This window comes from Streptomyces sp. NPDC127114, from assembly GCF_042677525.1.
Lineage (GTDB): Bacteria > Actinomycetota > Actinomycetes > Streptomycetales > Streptomycetaceae > Streptomyces.
The window spans coordinates 106,869-125,094 of the sequence record NZ_JBHXTJ010000016.1; the positions used below are offsets into that span (position 1 = coordinate 106,869).

At 72.6% G+C, this 18,226-nt stretch carries 17 protein-coding genes; 7 read left to right on the forward strand and 10 right to left on the reverse strand.

Going from position 1 to position 18,226, the window contains the following annotated elements; translation table 11 throughout:
- On the reverse strand, window positions 1-771 hold the full coding sequence (locus tag ACFVGS_RS18660) for a hypothetical protein (protein WP_385693059.1): 771 nt from the start codon (window positions 769-771) through the stop codon (window positions 1-3).
- Between the two features lie 195 nt (window positions 772-966).
- On the opposite strand from ACFVGS_RS18660, the gene ACFVGS_RS18665 reads away from it, so the two are divergent.
- Complete coding sequence (locus ACFVGS_RS18665; RefSeq protein WP_384410030.1) at window positions 967-1,329, forward strand: DsrE family protein; 363 nt, start codon at window positions 967-969, stop codon at window positions 1,327-1,329.
- A 218-nt stretch (window positions 1,330-1,547) separates the two neighbouring features.
- Window positions 1,548-2,594 (forward strand): hypothetical protein, encoded by a 1,047-nt coding sequence (locus ACFVGS_RS18670; RefSeq protein ID WP_385693060.1) that lies wholly within the window; start codon window positions 1,548-1,550, stop codon window positions 2,592-2,594.
- A gap of 24 nt (window positions 2,595-2,618) precedes the next feature.
- On the opposite strand, the gene ACFVGS_RS18675 is transcribed toward ACFVGS_RS18670, so the two are convergent.
- From ACFVGS_RS18675 to ACFVGS_RS18705, 7 genes are all read right to left on the reverse strand, one after another.
- Window positions 2,619-2,879 (reverse strand): DUF3099 domain-containing protein, encoded by a 261-nt coding sequence (locus ACFVGS_RS18675; RefSeq protein WP_385693061.1) that lies wholly within the window; start codon window positions 2,877-2,879, stop codon window positions 2,619-2,621.
- 137 nt (window positions 2,880-3,016) lie between these two features.
- Window positions 3,017-3,304 (reverse strand): DUF1416 domain-containing protein, encoded by a 288-nt coding sequence (locus ACFVGS_RS18680; protein ID WP_384410023.1) that lies wholly within the window; start codon window positions 3,302-3,304, stop codon window positions 3,017-3,019.
- 47 nt (window positions 3,305-3,351) lie between these two features.
- Window positions 3,352-4,197, reverse strand: coding sequence for a sulfurtransferase (locus ACFVGS_RS18685; RefSeq protein WP_384410020.1), 846 nt, complete (start codon window positions 4,195-4,197; stop codon window positions 3,352-3,354).
- A gap of 474 nt (window positions 4,198-4,671) precedes the next feature.
- The gene (locus tag ACFVGS_RS18690) at window positions 4,672-5,364 is read right to left on the reverse strand and encodes a DUF2993 domain-containing protein (RefSeq protein ID WP_384410017.1); all 693 of its coding nucleotides are present in this window, start codon (window positions 5,362-5,364) and stop codon (window positions 4,672-4,674) included.
- A 92-nt stretch (window positions 5,365-5,456) separates the two neighbouring features.
- On the reverse strand, window positions 5,457-6,689 hold the full coding sequence (locus tag ACFVGS_RS18695) for a hypothetical protein (protein WP_385693062.1): 1,233 nt from the start codon (window positions 6,687-6,689) through the stop codon (window positions 5,457-5,459).
- A gap of 10 nt (window positions 6,690-6,699) precedes the next feature.
- Complete coding sequence (locus ACFVGS_RS18700; RefSeq protein WP_384410012.1) at window positions 6,700-6,954, reverse strand: MoaD/ThiS family protein; 255 nt, start codon at window positions 6,952-6,954, stop codon at window positions 6,700-6,702.
- Between the two features lie 45 nt (window positions 6,955-6,999).
- A complete protein-coding gene (locus ACFVGS_RS18705) occupies window positions 7,000-7,830 on the reverse strand; it encodes an alpha/beta hydrolase (RefSeq protein ID WP_384410009.1) in 831 nt (276 codons plus the stop codon).
- A gap of 247 nt (window positions 7,831-8,077) precedes the next feature.
- Between ACFVGS_RS18705 and ACFVGS_RS18710 the strand changes: the two genes are divergently transcribed.
- From ACFVGS_RS18710 to ACFVGS_RS18730, 5 genes are all read left to right on the forward strand, one after another.
- Entirely contained in the window at window positions 8,078-8,836 is a 759-nt protein-coding gene (locus ACFVGS_RS18710) for a response regulator transcription factor (RefSeq protein ID WP_384410006.1), read from the forward strand.
- Between the two features lie 254 nt (window positions 8,837-9,090).
- On the forward strand, window positions 9,091-10,113 hold the full coding sequence (locus tag ACFVGS_RS18715) for a LacI family DNA-binding transcriptional regulator (protein WP_384410003.1): 1,023 nt from the start codon (window positions 9,091-9,093) through the stop codon (window positions 10,111-10,113).
- A gap of 111 nt (window positions 10,114-10,224) precedes the next feature.
- Window positions 10,225-11,370 (forward strand): S1C family serine protease, encoded by a 1,146-nt coding sequence (locus ACFVGS_RS18720; protein ID WP_385693063.1) that lies wholly within the window; start codon window positions 10,225-10,227, stop codon window positions 11,368-11,370.
- Between the two features lie 20 nt (window positions 11,371-11,390).
- A complete protein-coding gene (locus tag ACFVGS_RS18725; protein WP_385693064.1) occupies window positions 11,391-12,146 on the forward strand; it encodes a response regulator transcription factor in 756 nt (251 codons plus the stop codon).
- Entirely contained in the window at window positions 12,143-13,567 is a 1,425-nt protein-coding gene (locus ACFVGS_RS18730) for a sensor histidine kinase (protein WP_385693065.1), read from the forward strand. The genes ACFVGS_RS18725 and ACFVGS_RS18730 overlap by 4 nt, the downstream gene beginning before the upstream one ends.
- Before the next feature lie 75 nt (window positions 13,568-13,642).
- Here the strand turns inward: ACFVGS_RS18730 and ACFVGS_RS18735 are convergent, their stop codons facing one another.
- Window positions 13,643-14,503: a phosphatidylinositol-specific phospholipase C gene (locus ACFVGS_RS18735; protein ID WP_385693066.1), complete on the reverse strand. Its 861-nt coding sequence runs from the start codon at window positions 14,501-14,503 to the stop codon at window positions 13,643-13,645.
- Between the two features lie 226 nt (window positions 14,504-14,729).
- Window positions 14,730-18,056, reverse strand: a complete 3,327-nt coding sequence (locus tag ACFVGS_RS18740) for a FlgD immunoglobulin-like domain containing protein (RefSeq protein ID WP_385693067.1) — start codon at window positions 18,054-18,056, stop codon at window positions 14,730-14,732.
- Window positions 18,057-18,226 lie beyond the last annotated feature (170 nt).

Sequence of the window (18,226 nt, forward strand, 5' to 3'; positions counted from 1 at the left end):
TCACAGACGCCCCAGCTGCCGCTCGGCCAGCGAGGAGATCTCCTTCTGGCTGATCTTCTTGGTGTCGCTCACGAAGATCTCGACCATGACGTCACCACGGTGGAAGATCGCGCGGGCCACGTAGAGGTCGAGGTAGCCCTCCTCGCGTTCCACGGGGAGCAGGTACGTGCGCCCCTCGCCGCTGCCCTTGATCGGCGTGCCGTAGCCGGCGTCGTCGGCCAGGAACTGACGCTGCTCCGAGGCGGTCTCGGCGGCGTGCGCCCCGTACTCGGGACGGAACTGCACGAGGTTGATCTGGACCGACTTGTACCGACCGGTCTGCCAGCCGGTGGTGGCCACCCGGCGTACGCCGTCGCCGATCAGCTCCTCGAACGCGCCTGCCGGATGCTCGTATTCACCGGCGTACGAGGCGACGCTCATCCAGTGGTCCTCGGGGACGAAGTCCGCGTCCTTCGCCCCGGCCGGCTTGGGCAGCAGCAGCTTGCGCAGGTCGCCGTCGGTCTTCAGTCCGCGGTCCTCGGCCGCGGACAGCGCGGCCGGCTCCTGGCCCTTCGGCGCGGGCTTGGCCGGGTAGGCGAGGCCGGTCTGGTTGAGGGCCGGGAGCGGCGTGGGCTCGCGGTCGGCCTGGATGCCGTATCCGACGGCGGTGCCGCCGACGATGCCGAGCACGGCGGCGACGGCGAGCAGCGGGAGCGTGCGCCCGCCCCGGCGGCGCGTCTTCGGCGCGGCGGTCTCGGCGGCCGGCGCGGACGCGGGGTCGGGAACCGGCACGGCTGCGGGTTCCGGAGCGGGCCCGGGTACGGATACGGGCTCCGCCTCCGGGGTGTTACGAGCGGTTTCCACCGCTTCTGTGGCTTCCAAAACAGTCCCCCCACGAGACTAGAAGCGCGGATTCCGTTATCCGCGCGCCTAGCTGACACGTGAGTGGTGCATGAGGTTGCGGCGGACCGCATTACAGTTCGGTATATGGCGAAGAAGCTCGTGATCAAGGTGACCGCCGGGGCCGACGCCCCGGAACGCTGCTCCCAGGCCTTCACCGTGGCCGCCGTCGCCGTCGCGAGCGGCGTCGAGGTGTCGCTGTGGCTGACCGGCGAGTCCTCGTGGTTCGCCCTGCCGGGCCGCGCGGCCGAGTTCGACCTCCCGCACGCCGCCCCGCTCCCCGACCTGATCGACTCGATCCTCGCGGCCGGCCGCATCACGCTGTGCACCCAGTGCGCCGCCCGCCGCGAGATCACGGAGGACGACGTCCTGAAGGGCATCCGCATCGCGGGCGCCCAGGTCTTCGTCCAGGAGGCGATGTCGGACGACACCCAGGCACTGGTGTACTGAGGCCCCCACGCGTCCCTGGCTCCGACGCGTCTCCCGCACTCCTCCGCTCCCCGGCCACCCGGCCGAATCCTCGGACTTGAGGACTATTCACCGGGATGTGACCCGGCGGAGTGTCCGCATGCCCGGCGCCGGTCCGTTGTGGCTTGATCGTCGTTCCGGTCCCAGGCGCGGACCGGACTTTCGATCCCAGTCGGCATCCCTGGTCAAGGAGTCCGAGCGTGAGACTGACCGAGCAACTTGCGGTATTTCCCCGGCGTGGCGCCGAACGGCTGCGTCGACCGGTGCGGCGCGGCGCCGTCGCGCTCGCCGTGGCGGTGCTGCCGACGGCGTCGATGGTGCCCTTGGCCACACCCGCCCAGGCGGCGCCCGTGACCGTCACCTTCAACGCCGGTGCCAATCAGCCCTTCACCGTGCCGTCCGGCGTGACCCGGCTGACCGTCACCGCCACCGGCGCCGCGGGCCGGAGCGGGGTCAACGGAGGTACGGGCGGTGACGGCTCCACCGTGACCGGCACCGTCGACGTACCGGCGGGGACCACCACCCTCTACGTCAACGTGGCCACGGGCGGCGGCACCGGCGGAGCGGGCGCCGGCGGGGGGGCCAGCGACGTGCGCACCTGCGACTCCACCCTCCCGAGCTGTGTCCTCACCGGTGATCCCGGCACCGACCCACGGCTGATCGTCGCGGGCGGCGGAGGAGGCGGAGGCAGCATCGGCGCGACGTCGCCGATCGTCCTCACCGAGGCCTTCGGAGGCGACGCTGGAGACACCGGTCAGGCGGGCGGCAGCAGGCCCACCGGCGGCGGAGGAGGCGGCGGAGGGACGCAGACGGAGGGAGGTGCCGGTGGCGCCAGCTGCACCTCACCCAACGGAGGCGGGCCCGGCGCGCCCGGTGGCCCGGGTGTCGGCGGTGCCGGAGGAAGTGCCGGTTACGACGGCGGAGGCGGCGGAGCGGGCTGGTTCGGCGGCGGAGGCGGCGGCAGCTGCAGCGACGTCACCGCCGACGGCTTCGGGACGGGTGGCGGTGGAGGCGGGTCCAACCGCGTCCCGGCGGGCGGTAGCTCCCGGCTCGCCACCGGCCCGGCCATGGTGACGATCACCTACGAGCAGAACGGCGGGAACAACGGTGGAGGCGGCGGATCGATCCTGCCCATCGACCTCAGCGGCATCCTCCCGATGTTCAACAACATCAGCATCAACAACAACGTCAACAGCCCCGGCGCCGCCAACACGACCACACAGAACTTCGGCGTCAGCACGCCGTGAGGACGCCGCTGCGGGGCCGCGAGGTCACCGGTCGCGCTTCTTGCCGTCGAGCTCGTCCCACCACTCGTCCGACTGCCTGTCGCCGCTCGGGTCGTCCCACCAGCGGTCGTCCGGGCCGCGCCGGTTCGCGAGCACCGCGGCGACGGGCGGGATGACCATGGCGACCAGGCACATGGCGATGGCGGCCGGGACCGACCACAGGCGCACCACGGCCCAGGCGCCCACGAAAAGCACCAGGCAGACGCCCATCATCCAGAAGTAGACGCGCCGTCGCCGTGCGTACACACCTTCAGCGTACGACCGCTGCCCGCGTGCGGACAGACCGAAGGGCCGTGCCTCAAGTCCTGGTCGGCGTCCAACCCCCCAGGAGGCACGGCCCTCCGGCCGTCTTCGGTGATCCGCCGGCGCGGATCAGGCGCGGATCAGACCGCGATGGCGACCTCGGCCAGGCCGCCCTTCTGGGCCACGACCTGACGGTCGGCGGTGCCGCCGGGGATCAGGGCGCGGACGGTCCAGGTGCCCTCGGCCGCGTAGAAGCGGAACTGTCCGGTGGCGGAGGTCGGGACCTCGGCCGTGAACTCGCCGGTCGAGTCCAGGAGGCGGACGTAACCGGTGACGGGCTCGCCGTCCTTGGTCACGTAGCCCTGGATCGTGGTCTCACCGGGCTTGATCGTCGAGGCGTCGGGGCCGCCGGGCTGTGCTCCACACATGCTGGGATTCCTTACGGTCGAGGGGTCCGGAGAAGGAGGTCCGGGGATTACTTGTTGGCGCCGAGCTCGATCGGCACGCCGACGAGGGAGCCGTACTCGGTCCACGAGCCGTCGTAGTTCTTGACGTTCTCGACACCGAGCAGCTCGTGCAGGACGAACCAGGTGAGCGCGGAGCGCTCGCCGATGCGGCAGTAGGCGATGGAGTCCTTCGCCAGGTCGACGTTCTCCTCGGCGTAGAGGGCCTTCAGCTCCTCGTCCGACTTGAAGGTGCCGTCGTCGTTGGCGTTCTTCGACCACGGGATGTTGCGGGCGGACGGGACGTGGCCCGGGCGCTGGCTCTGCTCCTGCGGGAGGTGGGCGGGAGCGAGCAGCTTGCCGGAGAACTCGTCGGGCGAGCGGACGTCGACGAGGTTCTGGGTGCCGATCGCGGCCACGACGTCGTCGCGGAAGGCGCGGATGGAGGTGTCCTGGGCCTTGGCCTTGTACTCGGTGGCCGGGCGGTTCGGGACCTCGGAGCCGTCGACCAGGTCGCGGGAGTCGAGCTCCCACTTCTTGCGGCCGCCGTCGAGGAGCTTCACGTCCTGGTGGCCGTAGAGCTTGAAGTACCAGTAGGCGTACGACGCGAACCAGTTGTTGTTGCCGCCGTAGAGGACGACCGTGGTGTCGTTCGCGATGCCCTTCGCCGAGAGGAGCTTCTCGAAGCCCTCCTGGTCGATGAAGTCGCGGCGGACCGGGTCCTGGAGGTCCTTCGTCCAGTCGATCCGGATGGCGTTCCTGATGTGGTTCTTGTCGTAGGCCGAGGTGTCCTCGTCCACCTCGACGACGGCGACCTGCGGGTTGTCGAGGTTGGCCTCGACCCAGTCGGCGTCGACCAGGACGTCGCTGCGAGCCATGCTGTTTCTCCTCCGGGGCAGTGTGCGGCGGTTCGTGCGTGTGCGGGGTGGTGCGGGTACGCGTCGGCGACGTGCGACGACGACGGCGTACGGCTGCGCAGGGTGGCCCCGACCTCACGTCGTAGGGCCTGAGGAATACGGGAGCTGTGCGTCCCGCTCAGACGGAGCGACAGAGCATGGCGGCGATGCGGCACAGGTCTACTGCCCGCCGCTTCGTGAGTTCCGCCTGTCGCTTCATGCCCACGATCGTAGGGACGGACAGGCAGCCGTGTCACCGGTGTGTCGTATTTTGAGACGCGATCGTCCGAGATGCGGGATGGAAGGGCCAGTCGGACCGGCCCGGAAGGGCCGTTGCCGGGCCGCGCGCCCACCGCTTCTGCGAATCGGACTCGGGTGTCTCAGCATGTGATCAGAGAGGTGTCCGAAAGCGTTCGCCCCGGCTGAGCGGGTGCCGTACGGCGTTCCCGCGCGCGCTCAGCCCGCCTTCAGGGTCACGTTCTCGCCCGCGACCGTCACCACGAGGCCGTCCGCCCGCGCCTCGACCTTCGTCAGACGCATACCCTTCGGCAGGCCCTCGATGCGCCGGTCGAAGTCCGTGCGGGCCCGCACCATGTCCTCCAGGCCCGGGATGCCCTCGCCGGGCACCTCGTCCGCCCGCACCCGGATGGTGTCGCCGTTCACCAGCGTCACCGTCGACAGCACGCTGCGCGTGAGCGTCCGGCCCAGGAACCGCACCCCGCCGGTCACCTTCAGCTTGCCGTCCCCGCCGTACGCCACCTGGGCGTCACGCCCCGACGCGGCGGCCAGGTCCGGGTAGGCGATCCGCGCCGTGCCGTTCGCCGAGCCCGCGCGGTCGATCCCGTAGTCCCCGTCCAGCGTCACGTCACGCAGCGCGGCGGTCAGCTCGCCGATGCGCACGGGGTGCCCGCCGGCCTTCGCCCGGACGCCGGTCAGCCGCACCTCGACCTCGTCGAAGCGCTTGTCCGCGACCTGCGTGAGGAACGGGAAGCCCTTGATGTCGACGTCCGTGGACTCGGCCCGCGCCGTCCCGAACCGCACCCCGCCGGCCGCCTCCGACTCCACGTACGCCGCGGCGACGCGGTCCGCGCCGACGAGGAGTCCGCCGAGCACCACGGCAAGGATCAGCACCGTCCGCAGTGCCCGCATGGTCCACATCCCCTGATCACGAGTCCGGCCCCCTGACACGAAGATCGACGTGTCAGGGGGCCGGTCGGTTCCCGGGCGGTTGCCGGCGTGCGTCAGGCCAGCGCCCGTCCCAGCAGGTAGACCGCGGGCACGGCCGCCGTCAGCGGCAGCGCCACGCCCGCCGTCATGTGGACGAACCGCGACGGGTAGTCGTAGCTGGCCACCCGCAGGCCGACCAGGGCACAGACCCCGGCGCCGAGGCCGAGCAGCGCCCCGGCCGTGCCCAGGCCCGTGAACCCGCCGGCCGCGATGCCGCCGCCCGCCGCCGCGAGCAGCGCGACGACCACGGAGACCGGGCCGGGCAGCGGCAGGGCCCGGGCGAGCACGGTCGCCGCGACCGCGAGCGCGCCCGCGACCACCGCGTCCGGCTCGGCGCCGAGGTTCCCGGCGGCCAGGATCGCCAGGGCGGCGGAGGCGACCGTGGCCATCAGGCCGTACATCCGCTCGTCCGGGTCGGCGTGGCTGCGCAGCTGGAGCACCAGGGTCAGCAGCACCCAGACGCCGAGCGTGCCGATGACGGCGGCGGGTGCGTGCTCCCGGCCGGTCGCGAGCAGCACCGCGTCGGCGACGATCCCGCCGAGGAAGGCGAGGGCGATGCCCTGCCGCGCGGGCCACATGCCGTTGAGCCGGAACCATCCGGCGGCGGTGAGCCCCTGGAGCAGCAGCAGGGGCACGAGCAGCGCGTACGGGCCGAACGCGGCGCCGGCGGCGAGCAGCACGCCGAGACCGGCGGTCAGGGCGGCCGGCTGCATGCCGGGCTCGATGATCGGCGACCGGCCCTCGGCCCGGGCCCGCTGGGCGTCGGTGATCCGGGTGTTGCCGGAGGTGGTGGGCGAGGAGTAGGCGGGACCGCCGTCCGCGACGGGCGCCGGCTCGGCGGGCGTCGCCGGCTCGGCGGGCGCGGAAGCCTCTGCGGGCGCGGGCTCCTCGTACGTCTCGTACGAGGCCGCGTACGGCCGGCTCCCGTACGTCTCGTACGACGACGGCTGCGTGCCGTACGCCTCGTACGAGGGCGGCTGCGCGGCGTACGCCTGCGGCTCGTACGGGGCCTCCGGCGGCAGCGGGTGGCCGCCCGTGGCGGGCCCCGTGGGCGGCTGCTGCCCGTGGCCCTGCTGCGGGAGGTACGCCGTGTCGTACGAGACGGAGGCCTGCTGCGGGGTGACCGTGGGCTGGTACTGGGTGTCCCAGGTCTGGCCCTCCCACGTCTGGGTGACGTTCGGGTCGTACGGCTGACCGCCCTGCGGGCCGCCCTGCGGCTCGTACGGATACTGCTGGTCACTGCTCATGCTGTGCGGTTCACCCTCCTGCGAACGGCGGGAGCACCTCGACCGTGCCGCCCTCGGCCAGCCGTACCGTCTCATGCGCGCGGGTCCCGACCGGGTCGCCGTCGACGAGGAACGAGCAGCGCTGGAGGACCCGGGTCAGCTCGCCGGGGTGCCGGTCGCGGACCGCGTCCAGCGCCTCCGCGAGGTTCTCGGCCGCGTACGGCTCCTCGGCGACTCCCGCGGCGGCCTTCGCCGCCGCCCAGTAGCGGATGGTTCCCGCTGCCATAGCGGCACTCCCTTCGTTCGTGTGCGCGCCGCCACCCATGATGGGCTATGGGCGGGCCAGCCAGTTCCCGAGGCGGTCGAGCAGCTCCTCGCCGGCCGCGTTCTCCGCGTGGCCCATACCGCGCTCGAGCCACAGCTCGGCCGGTGCGCCGGCCGCCTCCGCGGCGGCCGTCAGCATCCGCGGATGGTCGACCGGGAAGTACGGGTCGCGGTCGCCGTGCACGACGAGCAGCGGCGTCGGCGCGATCAGCGGCACCGCCTCGTACGGCGCCAGCGGCACCGGGTTCCACGGCTTGTGGTCGATGCGGGTGCCGAGGCCGTAGCGGCCGACCAGCCGGCCCGCCGGGCGGGTGATCACCCAGTGGACCCGGCGCATCGAGGGCGTGCCCCGGTAGTACCAGCGGGCGGGGGCGCTCACGGCGGCGACGGCGTCGGTGTGCCCGCCCGTGTCCCGTTCCAGGGCGGCGTGCCGCAGGACGACGGAGCCGCCCATGGAGAAGCCGACCGTCCCCACGCGCGCGTTGCCGAGCTCACGGGCCCAGCGGACGGCCGCCGCCAGGTCGAGGACCTCGCGGTCGCCGACCGTGGAGAGCCCGCCGGAACCGCCGTGGCCGCGGAAGGAGAAGGTGACGACGTTCGCGTGGCGGCGGAAGGCCTGCGCGGCGCGGCGCAGGGCGGGCCGGTCGACCGACCCGGTGAACCCGTGCGCCACGACGACCGCCGTATCGGTGACACTTGCCGTGGACGGTTCGTAAACCGCCTCGATCCGGACACCGTCAGCGGTACGGAGATCCGTCCGCACGATGTCCCGCAGAGGACGGGAAGTGATCTGAGAGACATCCACGATGTGAAATCGCCCCTCTGCCTCGGAACTCATGTGGGCTATTCTGCTAGCCAGAGGATCCGGGCAGAGCAGCCCCCGGGTCCTTTTGTGTTTTCCGACCGTTGTTACGGACGGATGAACAAAAGCTCTCAGGGCGCGAGAGCAGCACGTGAGAGCAGCAGCACGTGAGACCGCAGTACAGACGTCCTCGCAGGGACCGAGGAGGAACCGACGTCATGGACGAGCGTACGAAGCACGACCGACCGACGACCACGTCGCGCAACCGGGCAGGTGGGGCGCGATGAGCTCTCTGCTGCTCCTCACCAATGCCCTCCAGCCGTCGACCGAGGTGCTGCCCGCCCTCGGCCTGCTGCTGCACAACGTGCGCGTGGCGCCCGCCGAGGGGCCGGCGCTGGTGGACACCCCGGGCGCCGACGTGATCCTCGTGGACGGCCGGCGCGACCTGCCGCAGGTGCGGTCGCTGTGCCAGCTGCTGCGTTCCACGGGGCCCGGCTGTCCGCTGATCCTGGTGGTCACGGAGGGCGGTCTCGCGGCCGTCACCGCCGACTGGGGCATCGACGACGTGTTGCTGGACACCGCCGGTCCGGCCGAGGTGGAGGCGCGGCTGCGGCTGGCGACCGGCCGCCAGCAGATCGGCGCCGACGACTCCCCGATGGAGATCCGCAACGGCGACCTGTCGGTGGACGAGGCGACGTACAGCGCCAAGCTGAAGGGCCGGGTCCTGGACCTGACCTTCAAGGAGTTCGAGCTGCTGAAGTACCTGGCCCAGCACCCGGGCCGGGTCTTCACCCGTGCCCAGCTCCTCCAGGAGGTGTGGGGCTACGACTACTTCGGCGGCACCCGGACGGTCGACGTGCACGTACGGAGGCTGCGGGCGAAGCTCGGCCCCGAGCACGAGTCGCTGATCGGCACCGTACGCAACGTGGGCTATCGCTTCGTCACTCCGGAGAAGGTGGAGCGCGCGGCCGAGGAGGCGCGCGCGAAGCAGGAGTCGCGCGAGGGTTCCCGGACGAAGCGGGAAGCCCAGGTCGAGGCCTGAGGCACGGCGGCCCGAGGCCTGAGGCAGGGCGGCCCGAGGCCTGAAGGGCTGCGGTTCGGGGCCTGAAGGGCTGCGGGGTTCGGGGCCCTCGGGGCCGCGGATCGGGGCCTGGAGCGAGGCGGGGAACGGGGTTCCGGTGGGGGCGCGCGTCAAGCACGCCACGCCGGAACTCACCCCGTCGGGCTACGGTTGACGTGGCGTATGCCACATCGCGACCTGCCGGTAGGAAGGTCACCCCGCGTAGACTTCGCCGCGTGGCCAAGGTGACGCGGGATGACGTAGCGCGACTGGCGGGTACTTCGACCGCGGTCGTGAGTTACGTGATCAACAACGGACCCCGGCCGGTCGCACCGGCCACGCGCGAGCGTGTCCTCGCCGCCATCAAGGAGCTGGGCTACCGGCCCGACCGGGTGGCCCAGGCGATGGCCTCCCGGCGCACCGACCTCATAGGCATGATCGTGCCGGACGCCCGGCAGCCCTTCTTCGGCGAGATGGCGCACGCGGTCGAGCAGGCCGCCGCCGAGCGCGGGAAGATGGTCCTGGTCGGCAACTCCGACTACCGCGACGAGCGCGAGATCCACTATCTGCGGGCCTTCCTCGGCATGCGCGTGTCCGGCCTGATCCTGGTCAGCCAGGGCATGAGCGAGCGGGCCGCGAGCGAGATCGAGGCCTGGGACGCCCGGGTCGTGCTGCTGCACGAGCGGCCCGAGGCGCTCGACGACGTCGCCGTCGTCACCGACGACATCGGCGGCGCCCAGCTCGCCACCCGCCACCTCCTGGAGCACGGCCACCCGTACGTGGCGTGCCTCGGCGGCGTGCCGAACACCCCGGCCGTCGGCGACCCGGTCGCCGACCACGAGGAGGGCTGGCGACGGGCCATGCTGGAGGCGGGCCGCTCGATCGAGGGCCGGCTCTTCCAGGCCCCGTACAACCGCTACGACGCCTACCAGGTGGCGCTGAAGCTGCTCTCTGGCCCGGACCGGCCGCCGGCCATCTTCTGCTCGACGGACGACCAGGCCTTCGGTGTGCTGCGGGCCGCGCGCGAGCTGCGGATCGACGTGCCGACGGAGCTCGCGGTGGCGGGCTTCGACGACGTGAAGGAGGCGGCGCTGGCGGACCCGCCGCTGACCACCGTCCACTCGGACCGCCCGGCGATGGCGCGGGCGGCGGTGGATCTGGTGCTCGACGACTCGCTGCGGGTCGCGGGATCGCGGCGCGAGCGGGTGAAGCAGTTCCCGTCGGCACTGATCGTCCGCCGCTCCTGCGGCTGCGGCTGAGCCTCGCGCCACGAGGCCGGCGCGGGGCTTTATATCGGGCATACACGGTTCTGTCGGGCTTCTCAGGCCGTCCTCAGACGGTTCTCATCTACGGCTCCGAGAGTCGTAGCCATGACGGACCACCAGCAGCCCCAGCCGCAGCAGCAGCCGTACTACCCGCCCCGGCCGCCGTACGAGCCGACGCAGCCGATCACCACCGAGCCGGGCACCACCATCTGGCCGTCCACCGGGCACGGCGGGCACGGCGGGCACGGCGGGCACGGCGGGCACGGCGGGCACGGCGGGCACGGCGGGCACGGCGGGCACGGCGGGCACGTGCCGCCGCCGGTGGCGCCGGCGGCGCCCGGCTCGCACGCCGCGCCCGCCCCGCGTCGGCGGGCCCGGCGCGGTGTCGGGCTCATGGCGGCCGTGGCGATCGCCGCCGCGGCGGTCGGCGGCGGGGCCGCGACGCTCGTCCAGCAGTGGACGGCCGACGGCCCGACCACCGCCTCGGGCGCGGTGAGCGGCACGAACGTGTCGGCGAGCAGCAAGGGCACGGTCGCCGGCGTCGCCCAGGCCGTCTCGCCGTCCATCGTGGAGATCTCCGCGAGCTCCACCTCCGGCAGGTCGACCGGCTCGGGCGTGATCATCACCTCCGACGGCGAGATCGTCACCAACAACCACGTCATCTCCGGCGCCTCCTCGATCAAGGTGCAGACCTCGGACGGCAAGAGCTACGACGCCAGGGTCGTCGGCACCGACCCGGACAAGGACCTGGCGCTGATCAAGCTGGAGGGCGCCTCCGGCCTCAAGGCGGCGACGCTCGGCGACTCCTCCAAGGTGCGGGTCGGCGACGAGGTCGTCGCGATCGGCTCGCCCGAGGGCCTGACCGGCACCGTCACCAGCGGCATCGTCTCGGCGCTCGACCGCGACGTGACCGTCGCCAAGGAGGACGGCCAGGGGCAGGACCGCGACCAGCAGCAGTACGACCCGCGCCAGGGCTGGCCCTTCGAGTTCGGCGGGCAGCAGTTCAACGGCGACACGGGCTCGTCGAAGACCACGTACAAGGCGCTGCAGACCGACGCCTCGCTCAATCCCGGTAATTCCGGCGGCGCGCTGATCAATATGAACGGCGAGATCATCGGAATCAATTCGGCCATGTATTCGCCCAGTTCCGCGAGCGGTTCCACGGCGGGCAGCGTCGGTCTCGGATTCGCGATCCCGATCGACACGGTCAAGGCCGACCTGGACGGGCTGCGCTCGGGCGGTGCCGCCTGAACGCATGGGACGCTGAGCCCATGACGGGACAGCAGGGACACCGGAAAGAGGCCGAAGGCGCCGAGCGCATCCTCATCGTCGACGACGAGCCCGCCGTCCGCGAGGCGCTGCGGCGCAGCCTCGCGTTCGAGGGCTACGGGACGGAGGACGCCGTCGACGGGCTCGACGCGCTCGCCAAGATGGAGTCGTACGCGCCCGACCTCGTCGTCCTCGACGTCCAGATGCCCCGCATGGACGGGCTGACGGCCGCCCGCCGGATCCGGGCCGCCGGCTCGACCGTGCCGATCCTGATGCTGACGGCCCGTGACACGGTCGGCGACCGGGTCACCGGCCTGGACGCGGGCGCCGACGACTACCTCGTGAAGCCCTTCGAGCTGGACGAGCTGTTCGCGCGGATCCGGGCGCTCCTGCGGCGCAGCTCCTACGCCGTCCGGACGGCGCCCGCCGAGGGGCCGGCGGGCGAGGTGCTCGCCTTCGAGGACCTGCGGATGGACCTGGCCACGCGGGAGGTGACCCGGGGCGGGCGGCCGGTGGAGCTGACCCGTACCGAGTTCACGCTCCTGGAGATGTTCCTGGCCCACCCGCGACAGGTGCTGACCCGCGAGCAGATCCTGAAGGCGGTGTGGGGTTTCGACTTCGAGCCGAGTTCGAACTCGCTGGACGTGTACGTGATGTATCTGCGGCGCAAGACGGAGGCGGGCGGCGAGCCGCGCCTGGTGCACACGGTGCGGGGCGTCGGTTACGTGCTGCGCGGCGGGACCGGAGGTCCGGAGTGAGAAGCCCGCTCGCGTGGTTCCGGTCGCGGCCGCTGCGGTCCCGGCTCGCGCTGCTGACCGCGTTCGCTGTGGCGGTCGCGGTGGCGGCGGTCTCGCTGGCCTGCTGGTTCGTGACGCGGGCGCAGCTGGAGAACGAGCTGGACTCGGCGCTGCGCAGCAGCAAGGTGGACAACGGCTATCTGAACCTGGTGCTCACCGGCTGCCGGTCGGGCCGGCAGGCGCCTCCGCTGGCCTCGTACACGGTGCAGCTGATCCTGGTCGACGGCACCGTCTGCACGTCCGGCAAGGCGAAGGTCCCGGCGCAGAACGCGGACGTGGCGGTGGCCAACGGGCTGCTCGACGACACGCTGCACACGACGAAGGACGAGGACGGCCGGGAGATGCGGGTGTACACGTACGCCGACCCGAACCGTCCCGGCATGGCCGTCTCGCTGGCCCGGCCGCTCTCCGAGGTCGACAACTCGATGTCGACGCTCGGCTGGGTGCTGCTGCTGGTGTCGGGCATCGGCGTGGTGGGCGCGGGCGCGGCCGGGCTGTGGGTGGCGCGGACCGGCCTGGCGCCGGTGGACCGGCTGACGGGCGCGGTCGAGCACGTGGCGGCGACCGAGGATCTGACGGTGCGGATCCCGGTGGAGGGCGAGGACGAGATCGCCCGGCTCTCGCGTTCGTTCAACGCGATGACGGCGGCGCTCGCGACCTCCCGGGACCGGCAGGCGCAGCTGATCGCGGACGCGGGTCACGAGCTGCGGACGCCGCTGACCTCCCTCCGTACGAACGTCGAGCTGCTCGCGCGCAGCGAGGAGACCGGACGCGCGCTGCCGCCGGAGGACCGGCGGGCCCTGATGGCCTCGGTGAAGGCGCAGATGACGGAGCTGGGGGCGCTGATCGGCGACCTCCAGGAGCTGTCCCGGCCGGAGGCGACGGCGCCGGGCCCGCTGGAGGTCGTACCGCTGCACACCGTCCTGCGCTCGGCCCTCGACCGGGCGCGGCTGCGCGGTCCCGAGCTGCGCTTCGAGACGGACCTCGCGCCCTGGTACGTACGGGCGGAGCCGGCGGCCCTGGAGCGGGCGCTGGTGAACGTCCTGGACAACGCGGTGAAGTTCTCGCCGCCGCGCGGGACGGTCGAGGTGCGGCTGATGCGCGGTGAGCTGACCGTGCGGGACCACGGTCCGGGCATTCCGGCGGACGAGCTGCCGCACGTCTTCGACCGGTTCTGGCGTTCGCCGTCGGCGCGGAGCCTGCCGGGTTCGGGCCTCGGTCTGTCGATCGTGGCCCGGACGATCGGGCAGGCGGGCGGCTCGGTGGCGCTCGCCGCACCGTCGGACGGCGGTGGCGGCACGGTGGCGACGGTACGGCTGCCGGGCGCGCCGACACCGCCGCCGGAGGTGTCGGGCGCGGGCTCGGAGGCGGCTTCGGGGTGACGGCCCGGGTGCCGGTCCCGGCGCGGGCTCCGAGGCGGGTCCCGGCGCCGGCTCCGATGCGCGATCGAGTGCCGGCTAGTTGTGGCGGATGAGGGACTCGACGAGTCCTGGGCGGGTGTTGGGGTAGTCCATGGGGACGATGCCGAGGCCCTTCCAGCCGGCTCCCTCGCCGTCGATCAGCGAGTGCACCTGCGGGTTGAGCCGGTCGGCGTTCCAGCGGGGCGGCAGCCCGGCCGCGGTGGAGACGAAGTTGACGTAGAACGGGCCGGGCCGGGCGGCGGCCTCGCGGAACTGGTCGCGGATCTTCGGCCACTTGGCGAAGGGCTCGGCCTGGTAGTCGTCCTGCACGTCGAAGTGGGCGCTGTCGGCCCAGCGCAGACCGGGCAGCCCGCCGTTGTCGGCGAGGAGCACCACCTTGCCGCGGGCCTCGCCGAGCGTGGGCACGCCGTCGCCGATGCGGAAGAGGGGCCGCCAGCCGCGGTTGTCGAGGTAGTCGTCGAAGATCGCGCGGAAGGTGGCGTCGGAGTCGGTCGAGTACTCCTGCTTGACCCGCATGAGGACGGTCTCGGTGGGGTGGGCGGCGAGGAAGTTCCAGCAGGCGACGAGGACGTCGCCGAACATCAGGTTCTGGTAGAAGGCGCCGTGGTGGATCGCGAAGGATCCGGCGGTGACCCGGCACCGGACGTCCAGGAACCGGATACCGCTGTCGAGTTGCTGCGCGATGGTGGTGTTCTGGCACTCGGTCCACAGCCCGCCGTAGCGGGCTCCGGAGTCGTGGGTCCCGGGGATCGTGAGCTTCTGGAGCGGGGTGGGGTCGCCGTGGGCAGCCATCCAGTCCCGTGTGCCGAGGGCGGTGGCCGCCCGGGCGGAGGGGGTGCCCACGAGCAGGGCGGCACCGGCTGCGGCGGCGCCCGCGAGAAAGCGTCGTCGGTCCATGGCCCGCACTATGACACCGCTTGACGTGCCCCTGCCATAGCCGTGCACCGATCGGCTACCGCCGGGTATCCACCGCCCGGCCGCGTCACCGCGCCGGCGGTCGGGGACTTCCCGTCCGACTGCCCCTGAGCGGAAACGCCGAGGGGGCCCACCGTCACGAGACGGCGTGCCCCCTCCTCCGTGGCCGGCCCGGCCCTTGGCGGACCGGACGTCTCGGCCTGACGGCTCAGTTGGTGTAGTAGCCGAAGACGTCCACGATCACGTCGGTGGAACCGGCGTGGTTGTAGAAGGTGATCCGGCCGTTCACCACCGGGACGACCACCTGGTTCGCCACCGTCTGCCCCGCCCCCAGGTTCAGGTTCGAGTTCGACGGCCGGTTGGTCAGGGTCGGGTGCACCGCGATGTACGTCGACGGCGCCGTCGCGTTGGTGGCCGTCACGTTCAGCACCACGGCCGACGCGCCGGAGGCCGGGACCCCGCCGATGCCGGCGATCTCCAGGACCGCGGACTCGCCGGGGCCGAGCTTCCGCGCCATCCAGTTGTCCCGGGTGTCCATCACCCGCTGCGGCGGCAGCGGCTGGAACGGGTCACCCTGCCCGCTCGTGGTGAAGTAGCCCGCCACGTCGGCCAGCAGATCGATGCTTCCCGCGTGGTTGTACAGCGTCACCTTGCCGTCCCGGACCGGAACCACCACCAGGTTCGCGACCGTCTGGCCCGCCACCACGTTCAGGTTGGACGCGGCCGTGCGCTGCGTCCCGTACGGGTACACCGACACGAAGCTCGACGCCGTCGGGTTGGTCGCCGTCACGTTCAGGACCACCGCCGAGACGTCGGTCGCCGGTACGCCTCCGCGGCCAGCCACCTGGACGCTCACCGTCCGCGCCGCGCCCACCTTGGCCTTCGGCGCGCCGATGCCCGCGCGGGTGTCCAGGACCCGGGCCGGGGCCACCGGCTCGAACCGGTCGCCCCGACCGCTCAGCGTGTAGTACCCGGCCACGTCCGCGACCAGGTCGACCGTGCCCGCGCGGTTGTACAGCGTCACCTTGCCGTCCCTGACCGGTACGGTCACCAGGTTCGGCACGGTGCGGCCGGCGGCCGCGTTCAGGTTGGACGCGGTCGAGCGCTGCGTCCCGTACGGGTACACCGACACGAAGGTCGACTGCGTCGGGTTCACCGCGGTGACGTTCAGGACCACCGCCGAGACGCCCGCCGCGGCAACGCCCCCGCGCCCCGCGACCTGAAGCGTCACGGTACCGCCGGGGCCGACCTTGGCCTTGGCCGCACCGAGCCCGCTGCGGGTGTCCAGGACCCGGGTCGGAGTGACGGGCTCGTACGTGCCGAGGCCGGCGTGGGTGAGGAACACCTCGCCCCCCTGCCTCAGTTCCGGCCCCGCGCCGTCGGCGGGCACGGCGGTGAGCTCCCAGCGGTAGCCGCCGTCGGCGAGCACCGCACCGGCCTCGTTCCTGCCGTCCCACGCGGCCTTGACCAGGCCACGCGCCTCACCGCCGCGCAACGTGCGCACCACGGCCCCGGCCCGGTCCTTGACGGTCAGCGTCCAGGACGCGGCGGGCTTGGACAGCCACCACCTGCCGGTCCAGGAGGCGTCGGCGACCGCCAGGTCGAGGACCTGCGCGGCGTCGGAGTCGAGGACGGAGACGTCGGAGGCGGGGACGCCGGTCGGGACGACGTGCACCCGCTCCTGGTCATCCAGGTACGAGACGTGGCCGCCGAAGCGGTCGGCACTCCAGTCGGTCCCGTTCCGGGTCGGCCTGCCGATCTCCCGCGTCGCCCCGTCACCCCGCAGCGGCGTGACGGACAGGACGCCGTCCCGCTGGTGGGCGAGGTAGCCGTCGGCGAGGAAGGCCGACTGGTGGGCGGGAACAGCGACGTCCGCCCCGGTCGTCAGGTTGCGGACGCCCGCCTTCGTGTCGCACTGCCAGTAGAGGAGGGAACCCCACACCTGGAGTTGCCGAAGGTCGCAGTCGGCGACCTGCACCGACCGCCTGACGGCGCCGGAGCGCACGTCGACGGCGACGACGCCGCCGTTCGCCGCGCTCTCCTCCCAGAGGGTGTCGCCCACGATCGAGACGAGCTGTCCCTCCGCGCGCGGACGCTTCAGGACGACCTGCTTCGCGTCCAGATCGAGGACCTCCGTCTCACCGGCCACGGTGGGGTAGACGGCGTACCGGCCCGAGGCCTGCAACGCACCCTGGCGGGCGGACAGGCCCAGGACGGGCGTGCCCGGCAGGCTCTGCCCGGGCTCGAGCACGCGCACGGAACCGTTCGGGCCGTCGTCCGACACGTAACGCCCGTCGCCCGTGGGCACCATGGACGCGCACGGGCCGGGCCAGCAGGTGCCCTTGTCGCCGAGGCGCTTCCACGGTCCGGCCGTGAGGCCGCCGGACGTCGACAGCTCGGCCGAGCGCAGCAGGGGGCTTCTGCGGCCCTCGACCCCGTAGACCTGGAGCACGCCCTGGGCCGTGTTCGTCGTCACGACGTTGGTGCGGATCCTCGGGATCTCGGCGACCTGGGTGACGACCGGGGCCGCGCCCTCCGGGCCGGCCTGCACGGAGTGGACCGTGCGCTCGGTGTCGCTCCCGGCGCGGGCTGCGATCACGCGCCCGTCCGGGGTGGCCGTGGCGTCACCGACGAGCTTGTCGAGCAGCGGAAGGTCCGCACCGCCGGAGAGGGGACGGGCGACCAGTCGTTCGCCGCCGTCCGCGGCGGGCACACGGGTCACGACGTGGTCCTTGACCAGGGCGACCGGAACACCGCCGGCCCAGGCCATCTCGTGGGCCGGTGCGGAGAAGTCGCCCGTGAGGTCCCAGAGCTGCACGCGGCCCTCGACCGCGAAGCGGAAGAGGTGCTTGCCCCCGATGCGGCTGCCGTTGCTCGTGGTCGGCCCGCCGAAGTCCACCGGCCGGGGAACGAAGGAGCTGTCGGCCCGGACGAAGTGGCGGACGCCGTCGAGCGTGTAGCCGAGGAGGAGGACGTACGGGGTCTTCAGGTTCCCGAAGCCGATGTCGGTGGCGCCGTCCGGCAGGGTCAGCGTCCGGTCGGTGACCGTGCCCTGATCGAGGGTCAGCAGGTGCCACCGCCGGACGTTCCCCGTTTCCACGGTGACGACCGACTCCCCCAGCATGGCCTTGAACTGCTGCCCGGACGGGATGGTGATCCGCCGGGCGGAACCGGTGTGCGGATCGCGCAGGTCGACCCGTTGGCCCATGACCTCGGCGATCGTGTCCGAGCCGGTGGCGAAGGGCGTGTAGTACGTCCACGGCAGCTCGGTACGCGAGCCGTCGGCGTACGAGACCCAGGCGTAGCCGCCCTCGTAGGCCCCCTGGAGGAAGCCGGCCACCCCAGCGACCGGCAGGTTGCCCGCGGCCGGGTCCGCCGTGTACTCGGCCGGGATCACCAGCTCCGCCGGCGGCTCCGCGGCCTCCGCCGCCACCGCCGTCCCCGCCCCCAGCGGGATCATGCTCAGGAGTGCCGCCGTGGTCGCGACGGCGGCCGCCGTGGCGAGGCCGCGGCGGCTCTTCACAATGCTGTGCAAGTAGAGGTCCCTCCCCAGGAACCGGGACGGGGCTCCCCACCCGTCCCGAGGGTCCCGACGGTAACAGAGCCCGGAAGTCCCGGGCCAGAGTTTTCGAACCGATTCAAGAAGCGCGGGAGGGGCAGCGCACCGACTCGCGGTGCGCCACCCCTCCTCAGCCCTACTCCCTG

What these genes read in the sequence shown, in the direction of transcription:
- ACFVGS_RS18665 (WP_384410030.1), top strand. Translation starts at nt 967, where the DNA reads ATGGCGAAGAAGCTCGTGATCAAGGTGACCGCCGGGGCCGACGCCCCG.
- ACFVGS_RS18680 (WP_384410023.1), bottom strand. Translation starts at nt 3,304, where the DNA reads ATGTGTGGAGCACAGCCCGGCGGCCCCGACGCCTCGACGATCAAGCCC.
- ACFVGS_RS18685 (WP_384410020.1), bottom strand. Translation starts at nt 4,197, where the DNA reads ATGGCTCGCAGCGACGTCCTGGTCGACGCCGACTGGGTCGAGGCCAAC.
- ACFVGS_RS18690 (WP_384410017.1), bottom strand. Translation starts at nt 5,364, where the DNA reads ATGCGGGCACTGCGGACGGTGCTGATCCTTGCCGTGGTGCTCGGCGGA.
- ACFVGS_RS18695 (WP_385693062.1), bottom strand. Translation starts at nt 6,689, where the DNA reads ATGAGCAGTGACCAGCAGTATCCGTACGAGCCGCAGGGCGGCCCGCAG.
- ACFVGS_RS18700 (WP_384410012.1), bottom strand. Translation starts at nt 6,954, where the DNA reads ATGGCAGCGGGAACCATCCGCTACTGGGCGGCGGCGAAGGCCGCCGCG.
- ACFVGS_RS18705 (WP_384410009.1), bottom strand. Translation starts at nt 7,830, where the DNA reads ATGAGTTCCGAGGCAGAGGGGCGATTTCACATCGTGGATGTCTCTCAG.
- ACFVGS_RS18710 (WP_384410006.1), top strand. Translation starts at nt 8,078, where the DNA reads ATGAGCTCTCTGCTGCTCCTCACCAATGCCCTCCAGCCGTCGACCGAG.
- ACFVGS_RS18720 (WP_385693063.1), top strand. Translation starts at nt 10,225, where the DNA reads ATGACGGACCACCAGCAGCCCCAGCCGCAGCAGCAGCCGTACTACCCG.
- ACFVGS_RS18725 (WP_385693064.1), top strand. Translation starts at nt 11,391, where the DNA reads ATGACGGGACAGCAGGGACACCGGAAAGAGGCCGAAGGCGCCGAGCGC.
- ACFVGS_RS18735 (WP_385693066.1), bottom strand. Translation starts at nt 14,503, where the DNA reads ATGGACCGACGACGCTTTCTCGCGGGCGCCGCCGCAGCCGGTGCCGCC.